The organism is Pandoraea oxalativorans, from assembly GCF_000972785.3.
GTDB lineage: Bacteria > Pseudomonadota > Gammaproteobacteria > Burkholderiales > Burkholderiaceae > Pandoraea > Pandoraea oxalativorans.
Window position 1 is genome coordinate 26,946 of record NZ_CP011253.3, and the last position, 13,232, is coordinate 40,177.

Sequence of the window (13,232 nt, forward strand, 5' to 3'; positions counted from 1 at the left end):
CCCGAACCGGCAACCGTCGCTGATCTAGCAGCTTTTGAGGTTAATGATAATCATTCGCATCATATCATGACCTATCGTGCGGTGACGGATGGAGGGGAGGATTAAGACCACCGAGAATGGGGGACTGGAGCGATGCTGTACAAATATACAGTACAATCGCAGCGGGCCGGCGACGTCTGGATGCTGCCAGCGGCTGTCGTATCGGCCTGATACAGTAGTTCCCCCGAGGCGCGTATGCGCTCTGTCGTTTTGTCGTTTTCGCACTGATACGGCTCTGATACCCAGTGGACAAGTCCTCCTCGAAACCCGACCCGTCGGCCAGCCACGCCATTCGTATTCGTGGCGCCCGCCAGCACAACCTCAAGAATCTCGACGTCGATCTCCAGACCGGTGAGATGACCGTCGTGACCGGTCCGTCCGGTTCCGGCAAGTCCAGTCTGGTCTTCGACACGCTGTTTGCCGAAGGCCAGCGCCGCTATGTCGAGACGTTCAGCGCTTACGCCCGGCAGTTCCTCGACCGCATGGATCGTCCGCAGGTCGACCATGTGGAAGGCGTGCCGCCCGCCATCGCCATCGATCAGACCAACCCCGTGCGCAGCTCGCGCTCGACGGTCGGCACGATGACCGAACTCAACGATCACCTCAAGCTCCTCTTCGCCCGGGCGGCGGCGCTGTTCGATCGCGAGACCGCCCAGCCGGTGCGTCACGACACGCCCGAGACGATCTACGCCGACCTCATGGCGCGCACCGCACAGAGCGATCAACGTCTGGTCGTCACCTTCCCGGTCGAATTGCCCGGCAGCGTGACGCCCGACGAAGTGGCGCAGTGGCTCTCGGCGTCCGGGTACACGCGCGTGCAGGCCGAGCGCGAAATCACGACCACCGAGGGCACGCGCAAGGTGCTCGACGTCGTCGCCGACCGCTTCCGCCTTCAGAACACCGAGAAGGCGCGCGCGATGGAAGCCATCGAGTCGTCGCTCAAGCGCGGCCGCGCCCGGGTGAACGTCTATGTGCTGGCCGAAGAAGGCGAGCCGGACATCTGGCGCTATTCGCAAGACCTGCATTGCCCGGACAGCGATCTGCATTACGCCGATCCGCAACCCGCGCTCTTCTCGTTCAACTCCGCGTACGGCGCGTGCGAAGCGTGTCGCGGTTTCGGTCGCGTGATCGGCGTCGACCTCGGTCTGGTCATTCCCGACGAACGCAAAACGTTGCGCGGCGGTGCCGTCAAGACCATTCAGACGCCCGCGTGGAAAGAGATTCAGGAAGACCTGCTGGAGTACGCCGGTAAGGCAGGCATCCCGCGCGATACGCCGTGGTCGAAGCTCTCGCCCGAACATCGCGAATGGGTCATCGAAGGCGACCCCGACTGGCAAGGCGAGTGGAACAAGCAGTGGTACGGCATTCGCCGCTTCTTCGGCTATCTGGAGTCGAAGGCGTACAAGATGCACATCCGCGTGCTGCTCTCGAAGTACCGCAGCTACACCACGTGCGACACGTGTGGCGGTGCACGCCTGAAGACCGAGGGCCTGCTGTGGCGGCTCGGCTCGAAAGAGAATGCCGACGCCGTGCTGCCGCCCGCCCAGCGTTTCAAGCCGCGTGGTGTGGCGTGGTCGCGCGAACAACTCGAAGCGCTGCCCGGTCTGACGATGCACGATCTGATGCTCATGCCGATCACGCGCGTGCGTCAGTTCTTCGATTCGCTGACGTTGCCGTCGAGCCTGCTCGATGACGCGCTGAAGTTGCTCCAAGAGGAAGTCGGCACGCGTCTGAAGTATCTGTGCGACGTCGGCATCGGCTACCTCACGCTCGACCGCCAGAGCCGCACGCTCTCGGGCGGCGAAGTGCAACGTATCAACCTGACGACGGCGCTCGGAACGTCGCTCGTCAACACGCTGTTCGTGCTCGACGAGCCGAGCATCGGTTTGCATCCGCGCGACATGGACCGCATCGTCGCCGCGATGCATCGGTTGCGCGACGCGGGTAACACGCTGGTCGTCGTGGAACACGATCCGGCCGTGATGCTCGCCGCCGACCGCGTCATCGACATGGGGCCGGGGCCGGGCGAGCGCGGCGGGCAGATCGTGTTCGACGGCACGCCGGAAGAAGTGCGCCAGGCCGACACGCTCACCGGTAGCTACCTTGGCGGGCGCAAGCATGTGGCGAACGCATCGAACTGGCGCGCGCGTCCGGTGGACGAGGCAACGCCGCGTCTGACACTGACCGGTGCCCGCGAGCACAACCTCAAGCACGTCGACGTCGACATTCCGCTGGGCCGCCTCGTGTGCGTGACCGGCGTCTCCGGCTCCGGTAAGTCGACACTGGTGCAGGACATCCTCAGTCCGGCGCTGGCGCGTCACTTCGGTGACCCGACCGAAGCCCCGGGGGCGCACGACGAACTGATCGGCGCCGAGCAACTGTCGGGCGTCGTGTTCGTCGACCAGTCGCCTATCGGTAAGACGGCGCGCTCGAATCCGGCAAGTTACGTTGGCGCATTCGACGAAATCCGCAAGTTGTTCGCTGCCGAGCCGGTCGCGCTCCAACGCGGCTACAACGCCAGCACGTTCAGCTTCAACTCCGGCAATGGCCGTTGTCCGACGTGCGGCGGCTCAGGTTTCGAACACGTGGAAATGCAGTTCCTGAGCGACGTGTATCTGCGTTGCCCGGACTGCGACGGCAAGCGCTACCGCGCCGAAGTGCTGGACGTGAAGATCCAGCGCGCCATTCCCGGCGAAGCGATGCGCGAACTGAGCGTGTCGGACGTGCTGGAACTGACCGTCAACGAGGCAGTGAAGCTATTCTCGTCGGATCGCGACGTGCTGCGTGTGTTGCAGCCGATCGTGGACGTCGGTCTCGAATACGTGAAGCTCGGCCAGCCGGTGCCGACGCTCTCCGGTGGCGAAGCGCAACGTCTGAAGCTCGCCGGTTTCCTTGCGGAAGCGGCACAGAAGAAGACAGCGAGCGGGCAAAAGGTTGCGCATCGCGGCCGTCTCTTCATCTTCGACGAACCGACGACCGGGCTGCACTTCGACGACATCGCGAAACTCATGCGCGCGTTCGGCAAGCTGCTCGACGGTGGCAATTCGCTGCTCGTCATCGAACACAATCTGGATGTGGTGCGCGCGGCCGACTGGATCATCGACCTCGGGCCGGAAGGCGGCGAAGGCGGTGGTGAAGTGTTGTGTGCCGGGACGCTCGCGCACGTCGTGGCGTGCGAAGGGTCGCACACCGGGCGTGCGCTGGCCGAGTACGAACGTACGGTGGTGGCGCCCGCACAGGCGGTGGCATTGGGCAACGCGTCGAGCGATGCCGGGATGCCGCTGCAAACGGCATTGCGTGCCGCCCGCGCACATCGCAAGCCTGCGGGAGGCGACGCCATTCGCATCGTCAATGCGCGCGAGCACAACCTGAAGTCGCTCGACGTCGCGATTCCGCGCGGCAAGTTCAGCGTCATTACGGGGGTGTCGGGCTCGGGCAAATCGACGCTCGCGTTCGACATTCTGTTCAACGAAGGACAGCGCCGTTACCTCGAATCGCTCAACGCGTATGCGCGGTCCATCGTGCAGCCGGCGGGGCGTCCGGAAGTCGATGCCGTGTACGGCATTCCGCCGACGGTCGCCATCGAGCAACGTCTGTCGCGTGGCGGACGCAAGAGTACCGTTGCGACGACCACGGAAGTCTGGCACTTCCTGCGTCTGCTGTACGTGAAGCTCGGCATTCAGCATTGCATCCACGACGGCGCCCCGGTGACGGCGCAAAGCCCCGACTCCATCGTCGCGCAACTCCTGCGCGACCGTCGCGGCCAGCACGTCGGGTTGCTCGCACCGCTCGTCGTGGGACGCAAGGGGATTTACACCGATCTCGCGAAATGGGCTAAAGCACGCGGGCATTCGCATCTGCGTGTCGACGGCGTTTTCCTGCCGGTCGATCCGTGGCCGAAGCTCGATCGCTTTCGCGAACACACCATCGAGTTGCCGGTGGGCGATGTCGTGGTCACGCCCGAGAACGAAGGCTTGTTGCGTACATTGCTGGCAGCGGCGCTGGAGCTGGGCAAGGGCGTGATGCATCTGCTCGCGCCGCTCGACGGTCTGGGCGACACGATGACCGACGAGCAACCGGGCGAAGGCGTGGGCGAGATCGAGGTGTTTTCGGTCAAGCGCGCGTGCCCGGTTTGCGGTACGAGCTACCCGGATCTCGATCCGCGCATGTTCTCGTTCAACAGCAAGCACGGCTGGTGTACGACGTGCGTCGGTACGGGGCTCGCACTGACGCGCGAACAGCGCGAAGCGTTCGACGACACCGTACTCAATCAGGACAATCGCGGCCGCGAGCACTCGCTGCCGTCGCAGGATCAGGAGCCGGAAGATGTGGGCGATCAGCCGTGTCCGGATTGTCACGGCGCGCGCCTGAACGGTGTGGCGCGTGCGGTGACGTTCGACGAGCACGCCATCTCCGACGTCGCGCAATGGACCGTGACGGACGTGCGTCAGTGGATTCAGGGCCTCGAACTGCAAGGTCGCGACGCGAGCATCGCACGCGATCTCATCAGCGAGATTCAGGGGCGTCTGGAGTTTCTGGAAGAGGTGGGCCTCGGCTACCTCACGCTCGATCGCGCGGCACCGACGCTCTCGGGGGGCGAGTCGCAACGTATTCGTCTCGCCGCGCAACTCGGCAGTAATTTGCAGGGCGTGTGCTACGTGCTGGACGAGCCGACCATCGGCTTGCACCCGCGCGACAACGGCATTCTGCTCGGCGCGCTGCGCAAGCTTGGTGACCAGGGCAACACGCTCGTCGTGGTCGAGCACGACGAAGACACGATTCGTCGCGCGGATCACATCATCGACATCGGTCCGGGGGCGGGCAAGCGTGGTGGCACGCTCGTCGCACAGGGCAATGTGGCGGATCTCGCTTCGCATCCCGATTCGCTCACCGGCAAGTTCCTCGCCCATCCGTTGCAGCATCCGATTCAACCGCGCCGGGAAGTCGTTGCACCGGCGAAGGGCGCCAGGGAAGCAAAGGGCGCCGAAGCCGTCCCGCCGAACTGGCTGACGGTGCACGGTGCGACGCTCCATAACCTGAAGAACGTGACGGCCTCGCTGCCGCTGGCGCGACTCACGGCCATCACCGGCGTGTCCGGCTCCGGCAAGTCGACGCTCGCGCGCGATGTGCTGATGACGAACCTGCTCGATGCCGTGGGGCGTTCGGTGTTGTCGTCGCCTGCGGAGCGTCGTGCGCGCAAGGGCACGGTGCGCCATGCCGTGAAGGCGGACGGCAAGCCGCGTGCGAAGTCGGAAGCGCCCGCAGAGCCGCGTCGTCCGGTGGTGCATGCGTGGCACGGATGCGAATCCGTGACGGGCTGGGAGACGATCGACCGCGTACTCGAAGTCGACCAGACGCCCATCGGCAAGACACCGCGTTCATGCCCAGCCACCTACATCGGTTTCTGGGACACCATCCGACGTCTGTTTGCCGACACGCTCGAAGCGCGCGCGCGCGGCTACTCGGCGTCGCGCTTCTCGTTCAACACGGGCGAGGGCCGGTGCCCGGCCTGTGAAGGGCAAGGCGTGCGGACCATCGGCATGAGCTTCCTTGCGGACGTGAAGGTGCTGTGCGACGTCTGCCACGGACAGCGCTTCAACGCCGAAACATTGGCAGTGACGTGGCGCGGCAAGAGCATCGGCGACGTATTGACGATGGAAGTCGACGAAGCCGTTGAGTTCTTCGCGTCGATGCCGAGCATTGCGCATCCGCTGCAACTGATGAAGGACGTCGGGCTGGGCTACCTCACGCTGGGGCAGCCGTCGCCGACGTTATCGGGTGGCGAGGCGCAGCGTATCAAGCTGGTGACGGAGCTGACCAAGGTGCGCGACGACATTACGCGTCGCGGACAGAAGTCGCCGCACACGCTGTACGTTCTCGACGAACCGACCGTCGGTTTGCACATGGCGGACGTGGCACGGCTGATCAACGTGCTGCACCGGCTGGTGAACGGCGGACACACGGTCGTCGTCATCGAGCACAACCTCGATGTGATTGCCGAAGCCGACTGGATCGTCGACATGGGGCCGGAAGGCGGCAAGGACGGCGGCACCGTGGTGGCGGCGACGTCGCCCGACGAACTGGCGAAGGTCAAGGCCAGCCACACCGGCGTCGCACTCAAGCCGGTGCTCGCCCAGACGGCGGGAACGGGGGCCACGGCCGTGACGCCTGAGGAAGCGACCGCGAAATAATCGTCTGGTCGAATATTCGCAGTGAGCCCGACGGGACGCCTGATAAAGGCGTCCCGTCTTTATTTTCGGCTCACGACGCGTAAATCGTATACGAAACAATATGCGTCGCGATGCGCCGAAATGTTTCTAATTATTTCAAAAACAGAAATTAGAAATAGACAATTATCGACTTTATTGCGATAGATGCGACTAATACACTTCAACTGTCGACGATGAATTGAACATCGCCTCTTTCAAATAGACAGGAGAACTACCATGAAGCGCACTCTTATTACCTCGGCTCTCGTTTCCGCAATGCTGGCTGTCTCGGCCGGTTCGGCTTTCGCCAGCGACGCTTTCGACGGTCCTTCGGAATTCTCGTGGGACCGCAGACCAGCGCGCTGACCCGCGCACAAGTTCGTGACGAACTGGTGCAGGCGCAAAAGGCCGGTCTCGTGGTGCAACACGACAGCGTCTACCCGAAGGCAGTCCCGAGCGCACAACCGGCAACGGCCAGCGCCCCGGTCACGATGGGGTCGGTCGGCGGTCTGCAACGAGCCGGTACGACCTACTTCGGTAACTAATCGCTTTTGCGAATCGCCGTACTTGCCGTAACCCCGCGAGCCTGCGCCCTGCGGCGCAATGAGACTCTGGGGAGAGCAGTCTCCGATACTCAATCGGCCGCGTCGTTTGCGGCCGATTTTGTTTTTGCGCGGAGGATTTCATCGACGCTGCCTGTGGATAAGCCTGTCGATAACGTTGTGAACAAGCTGTGTCGTGGCTGTGGGCAACCCTGTGGGAACTCAGGGGATAGGCAGTGGATAGACAGTGGAAAAGGCGGGAAAACTATGCAGGTCAATGGGGATAACCGGTGGATATCCCTTGGATATATGGTGGATATCGAGTGGATATGTCATCGACCTGGCTGGGATAAGTCGGTGGATTTCTTGTGGAAAACCACGGTTTTTCTGTGATTAAGCTGTGGATTGCCGGTGAATAGATATCGCCGGAACCGCTGCAAACGCCCGCCCGGCCTGCTTCTATCAATTCGTCGCTAAGCATCGGCCCATCGGAGATAAGCCCGCGCTGTCTCTCCGATTAGAATGCCATCGGATACCTAATCAATTCATTGAGACCCGCTCCGGGACCGGAGCGCCATCGACGTGATGCCAATCCGGAGACATTCGACATGACCGACAAGATCGACCCCGCAGATAACACCCAAGCGTCGCAATGGCGACTCGAAACGCTGGCCGTGCACGGTGGCTACCGCCCCGATCCGACCACGCGTGCCGTGGCCGTCCCGATCTATCAGACGGTGGCGTACGCCTTCGACGATACGCAGCACGGCGCGGACCTGTTCGACCTCAAGGTGCCGGGAAACATCTACACGCGCATCATGAACCCGACGCAAGACGTGTTGGAGCAGCGCGTCGCGGCGCTCGAAGGCGGGGTGGCGGCGCTGGCGCTCGCGTCCGGTCAGGCGGCTGTCACCTACGCGATTCAAACGATTGCCGAGGCGGGCGACAACATCGTCGCAGCCAGCACGCTCTATGGCGGCACTTACAATCTGCTGGCGCACACGCTGCCGCTCTCGGGCATCACCACGCGCTTTGCCGATCCCCGCGAGCCGGAATCCTTCGAGCCGCTGATCGACGAGAAGACGAAAGCCATCTTCGCGGAGTCGGTCGGCAACCCGCTGGGCAACATCACCGACATCGCGAAGCTTGCCGAGATCGCGCATCGTCACGGCATTCCGCTCATCATCGACAACACGGTGCCGACGCCTTACCTCCTGCGTCCGTTCGAGCATGGCGCGGACATCGTCGTGCATTCGCTGACGAAGTATCTCGGCGGGCACGGCACGAGCCTTGGCGGGGCCATCGTCGACTCCGGCAAATTCCCGTGGGCGGAACACAAGACCCGCTTCAAGCGACTCAACGAACCGGACGTGAGCTATCACGGCGTGGTGTACACGGAAGCCTTCGGTCCGGCCGCGTACATTGGCCGTGCGCGTGTGGTGCCGTTGCGCAATACCGGGGCGGCCATCTCGCCCTTCAACGCATTCCAGATTCTTCAGGGCATCGAGACGCTCGCGCTGCGCCTGGACCGCATCACCGACAACGCGCAGAAGATCGCCCAGTATCTGAAGACGCATCCGAAGGTGGAGTGGGTGAACTATGCGGGCCTGCCGGAGCATCCGGACCACGGGCTGGTGAAGAAGTATCTGTCGGGACGCGGCCCGGGCATCCTCACCTTCGGCGTGAAAGGCGGCCACGCTGCTGGTGCTGCGTTCCAGGACGCCCTGCAACTCTTCACCCGTCTGGTCAACATCGGCGACGCCAAGTCGCTCGCCACGCATCCGGCCTCGACCACGCACCGCCAGTTGTCGCCGGACAAACTGCGCAAGGCCGGGGTGAGCGAGGAGACGGTGCGTCTGTCCATCGGCATCGAGCATATCGACGACCTGCTCGCCGATCTGGATCAGGCGCTTCGCAAGTAAGCACGCTGGCGTTTCGGCAGGCGTAACGAATGTCGTCGCGCCTGTCGCTGCGAAATATCGCGAAATGCTGCGAGAAGCCGCGCGTTGCCGCCCGGATTCACGGCCTCTCGCCGACCTCATTTACGGCCAATTCTGACGGAGTATGATGCGCGGCAGCCGGTTGGGGGCAGGTGACCGGCGCCGCCGTCATATGACCGTCACGAAAGCGTCATTTCCTCGGCGTACTGTCCTTGCCCATTTCTCAAGGATTGCGCATGGACTATTTGCAAGTGCTGGTGCTCGCCATCGTGCAGGGTGTGGCGGAATTGCTCCCGGTGTCGAGTTCGGCACACGTCATCATGGCCGAGAAGCTGATGGGGCTCGATCCGTCGACGCCCGCCATGACGCTGCTGCTTGTGATGCTGCACACCGGCACCATGCTCGCCGTCATCGTCTATTTCTGGAAGTCGTGGCGTGAACGCTACTTCTCGTCGAAGCACGATTTCATTCACAACGCGAAGCAGGTCATTATCGCGACGGCCTTCACCGGTGTGATCGGTCTGGCGCTGATGTTCTTCATCGAGAAGGTGCTGATGCGCGGCTCCGAGCATGCCGAAATCGAGCACCTGTTCGGCAATCTGTACATCATCTCCGCCGGTCTCGCGATGGCGGGCATTCTGATTCTGATCTCGGGCCGCAAGCGTCCGCCGATGGGCGACCGTCCGATGCGCGGCAGTGACTCCGCGTGGATTGGCGCGGTGCAGGGTGTGTGCCTGCCATTCCGTGGCTTCTCGCGCTCGGGGTCGACCATTTCGACGGGCATGCTGCGCGGTCTCGACAAGGTGCGCGTGGAGGAATTCAGCTTCGCACTGGCCGTGGTCCTCACGCCGCCGGTCATCGTCAAGGAAGCTTACCGTCTGTACAAGTCGGGCGGCGCTCAGACGCTCTCCGGTCACTTCATGTCGGTGCTCACGCCAAGTCTCGTCGGCATGGTGTTCAGCTTCCTCGCGGGGCTGATTGCGTTGCGCTGGCTGTCGCGCTGGCTCGAACACGGTCGCTGGTATCTGTTCGGCATTTACTGCCTCGTGGCGTCGGCGGTCGTGCTGGCCGCCAGTCAGTACCTGTAATCACACCAGCCCCGCTACAACGTCCAGAAAGGCCGCGATGGCGCGCGATGCGCGCCGCTCGGCCAGACAGACGATGACGGTCGTCGTCTCGACGCGTGCGTCGCCGATGGCCACCGTCGCCAGCCGCGCGTCGGGCGTGTGTTCGCGTGCGGACACCGCCGCGATCCCCAGCCCGAGGATCACCGCTTCGCGGATCGCCTCGCGGCTACCGATCTCCATCGCCATACTCGGCGCCACGCCCGCTGCCTGCATGGCCGCTTCGAGCGCGTGACGCGTCGTCGACCCCGGTTCTCGCATCAACATCGGTTCGTCCGCCAGATCGGCCAGTTTGACACTGCGGCGTCGCGCGAAGCGATGCGTACGCGGCACCAGCAGCACGACCGGATGCGTGCGATACGGCACGGCGTGCAGACGCGCGTCGTCGTGATAACGCGCCAGCACGGCGACGTCGGTGCGATACGCCAGCAAGCTCTCGATCATCTCCTCGGAGTTGCCCGGTCGCACAGAGATGCGAATCCCGGGAAAGCGCGGCTGAAACGCCGCGACGATCTCCATCGCATGATGTGGCCCTACCGCGCCCAGCCGCAACTCCCCAGTACGCAGCCCACCATGCTCCTTGAGCAGGCTGAGCGCTTCCGCTTCGTCCGAGAAGATGCGCAGGCTCACCGAGTAAAGCGCGCGGCCGGTCGGCGTCAGCGTCAGCCCGCGACCGTGGCGATAAAACAGCTCAACCCCATACGTTTCCTCCAGCGCCCGGATCTGCGTCGTCATCGTCGGCTGACTGACGTGCAACGCTTGCGCGGCACGCGTGACGCTGCCGTGGTGCGCCACCGCGTGAAACGAACGCAACTGGGTAATTCGCATCGATGTCGCTCCCGTGACGAGGTATAGGTTTTATCAATAGATTGACGAAAAAATGTGAATTGGAAGTATAGGACGGCGCTCACCATAATCCAGCTCAATCTTCGCCAATCGATCGCAACGTCATCCGGCGCGGCGGCCCAGACACCATCATGACTGCACGTTCGCGTTTCCATAATCCGGTCGACGTCCACTTCGGTCCGGGCTCGCTGGATGCTCTGCCCGAACTCGTGGGAAATCGTCGCGCGGTGCTCGTCACCATGCCCGAGGCGCGCGCGCTCGGCATGTCCGGACGCATCGAAGCGCTACTGGGTCAGCGACTCGCCGGGGTGATCGATCAAGTCAGCCCGAACCCGGATGTGCGCGAACTCGCGCCGATGTACGGCGACTTCTGGCGACGTCACGGCCCATGCGAAGTCATCGTGGCGCTGGGCGGCGGCAGTGCGCTCGACACGGCCAAGCTGCTGATGGTCGCGGGCGACGACGACCGTTTCGCCACACTGGTGGATGCGCTCGATGCCGGTGGCACCTTCCGCCCTACGCGCACAAAACGGCTCATCACCATTCCCACGACGGCGGGCACCGGCAGCGAAGTCACGCCGTGGGCCACGCTGTGGGACCGCCATGTGAAGCGCAAGAAGTACTCGCTGCACCTGCCCGAGACCTGGCCCGAAGCCGCCATCGTCGACCCGGTGCTCACGCGTTCCCTGCCACGCAGCGTCACGCTGCAAAGCGGTCTCGACGCGCTATCCCACGCGCTCGAAGCGATCTGGAACGTGAACGCCAACCCGGTCTCCGACACCTTCGCCGTGACCGCCGCGCGCGAGATGATGCGTGTGCTGCCGAGTCTCATGACGGCGCTCGACGACATGACGCTGCGCTCGCAGGCGGCACTCGCTGCGCTTCAGGCGGGTATGGCGTTCTCCAATACGAAGACGGCGCTGGCGCATTCGATCTCGTACGACATGACGATTCGTCACGGCTTGCCACATGGCATCGCGTGCTCGTTCACGTTGCCGACGGTGATGCGTCTGGCCATCGGCCGCCGCGCCGATCGCGACGCGGTGCTGGCGCAAGTGTTCGACGGCGATATCGCCAGCGCACCCGAGCGGTTGACGGCCTTCCTCAACGGGCTGGGCGTGGCGACGGAATTCTCCGCGTACGGCGTGAGCGAGCCGGAATCGACGGCAATGATTGCGGCCGCCCTCGACGGTCCGCGTGGGCGCAACTTCATTGGCGCTGCGGCCTGAACCTGATTCGAACGGGCGACGTCGCGTTCGTCGCCCGATGTTGTCGACGTTGTCGTTGTCGTTGTGGTTGTCCTTGTAATCCCGTATGGGTGTTTTCGCGTCTTACCCGCAGTCCCCGCAACATTCATCATCAAAACGATAGCCGCTCACCGGTCACCGGCATGTGCGGCACCGAGACATTCAGGAGACAGACGCCCGGCGCAGACCGGTGCGTCGCTGCGCGCCGCAGGGGCGCGGCGCATCAACAGGAGGCGCAATGGAACAGGTTCTCACCGGCGTGGGCGCGCGGGATGCCGTCAACGACGAAAAAGCGGTGCGCACGGTCGCGCTGGCCAGTCTGATCGGCACGACCGTCGAGTGGTATGACTTCTTTCTCTACGGGACCATTACCGGTCTCGTGTTCAACAAACTTTTCTTTCCCAGCGGCGACGCCTTCGTCGCCACGGCGCTCGCCTACACCGTGTACGCGGTGGGATTCGCGACGCGACCGCTCGGCGGCATTCTGTTCGGGCACTTCGGGGATCGGCTCGGACGCAAACCGCTGCTGATCGTCACCCTCACCATCATGGGCGTGTCGACGTTTCTGATCGGCCTCGTGCCGACCTACGACAGCATCGGCATTGCCGCGCCACTGATCCTGCTGTTTCTGCGGTTGCTGCAAGGCATCGGCCTCGGCGGCGAATGGGGCGGCGCGGTGCTCATGGCGTTCGAATACGCGCCGCGCGACAAACGCGGCCAGTTCGCGGCGTATCCGCAGATCGGGTTGGCGGTGGGGCTCTGTCTGTCGATGGGTGTCGTCGCCCTGCTCTCCTCGACGCTGACCGATGCGCAGTTCATGTCGTGGGGATGGCGTCTCGCATTCATGCTGAGTCTGGTGCTGGTGGCCGTGGGCATGTTTATCCGGTTGCGCGTGCTGGAGACGCCCGAATTCGCCCGCATCAAGGACAGTCAGCACGTGGCGCACGTGCCGCTCTCCGAGATCGTGCGCGACTATCGTCGCAATGTGCTGCTCGGCTGGGGCGCGCGGTATATCGACGGCGTGGTGTTCAACGTCTACGCCGTGTTCGCGATTTCGTACCTTGTCGGCACACTGCATTTTCCCAAGACACCGATTCTGCTGGCCGTCACCCTCGCCGCGCTGGTGCTGGTCGTGACGATTCCCTACGCGTCGAAGCTATCGGATCGCGTCGGGCGACGTCGTGTGTTCGCATGGGGGGCGCTGGCGTGTGGCGTGTCGTCGATTCCCGCGCTCGCGGTGATGCACTTCTCGTCGAACGTCGAGCTATTGTCGAATCTGGTGTAC

General features: G+C 63.6%; 6 protein-coding genes and 1 pseudogene. 6 read left to right on the plus strand and 1 reads right to left on the minus strand.

All coding sequences use genetic code 11. From position 1 onward, the window contains the following. The first annotated feature begins 284 nt into the window (after positions 1–284). From uvrA to MB84_RS00130, 4 genes are all read left to right on the plus strand, one after another. Complete coding sequence (gene uvrA / locus MB84_RS00115; RefSeq protein WP_046290278.1) at positions 285–6,230, plus strand: excinuclease ABC subunit UvrA; 5,946 nt, start codon at positions 285–287, stop codon at positions 6,228–6,230. Positions 6,231–6,589: 359 nt separating this feature from the next. Beyond that, positions 6,590–6,793 (plus strand): DUF4148 domain-containing protein, encoded by a 204-nt coding sequence (locus MB84_RS00120; protein ID WP_046290279.1) that lies wholly within the window; start codon positions 6,590–6,592, stop codon positions 6,791–6,793. Between the two features lie 605 nt (positions 6,794–7,398). Further along, the gene (locus tag MB84_RS00125) at positions 7,399–8,712 is read left to right on the plus strand and encodes an O-acetylhomoserine aminocarboxypropyltransferase/cysteine synthase family protein (protein ID WP_046290280.1); all 1,314 of its coding nucleotides are present in this window, start codon (positions 7,399–7,401) and stop codon (positions 8,710–8,712) included. A gap of 254 nt (positions 8,713–8,966) precedes the next feature. Further along, positions 8,967–9,818 (plus strand): undecaprenyl-diphosphate phosphatase, encoded by an 852-nt coding sequence (locus MB84_RS00130; RefSeq protein ID WP_046290281.1) that lies wholly within the window; start codon positions 8,967–8,969, stop codon positions 9,816–9,818. Here MB84_RS00130 and MB84_RS00135 read toward each other — a convergent pair whose 3' ends face one another. After that, entirely contained in the window at positions 9,819–10,682 is an 864-nt protein-coding gene (locus MB84_RS00135; protein ID WP_046290282.1) for a LysR substrate-binding domain-containing protein, read from the minus strand. A gap of 149 nt (positions 10,683–10,831) precedes the next feature. Between MB84_RS00135 and psrA the strand changes: the two genes are divergently transcribed. Beyond that, positions 10,832–11,929, plus strand: coding sequence for an iron-containing alcohol dehydrogenase PsrA (gene psrA, locus MB84_RS00140; RefSeq protein WP_046290283.1), 1,098 nt, complete (start codon positions 10,832–10,834; stop codon positions 11,927–11,929). 256 nt (positions 11,930–12,185) lie between these two features. Next, a pseudogene (locus tag MB84_RS00145) lies at positions 12,186–13,220 on the plus strand (MFS transporter); the annotation flags it as partial. Positions 13,221–13,232 lie beyond the last annotated feature (12 nt).

What these genes read in the sequence shown, in the direction of transcription:
- MB84_RS00125 (WP_046290280.1), top strand. Translation starts at nt 7,399, where the DNA reads ATGACCGACAAGATCGACCCCGCAGATAACACCCAAGCGTCGCAATGG.
- MB84_RS00130 (WP_046290281.1), top strand. Translation starts at nt 8,967, where the DNA reads ATGGACTATTTGCAAGTGCTGGTGCTCGCCATCGTGCAGGGTGTGGCG.
- MB84_RS00135 (WP_046290282.1), bottom strand. Translation starts at nt 10,682, where the DNA reads ATGCGAATTACCCAGTTGCGTTCGTTTCACGCGGTGGCGCACCACGGC.
- psrA (WP_046290283.1), top strand. Translation starts at nt 10,832, where the DNA reads ATGACTGCACGTTCGCGTTTCCATAATCCGGTCGACGTCCACTTCGGT.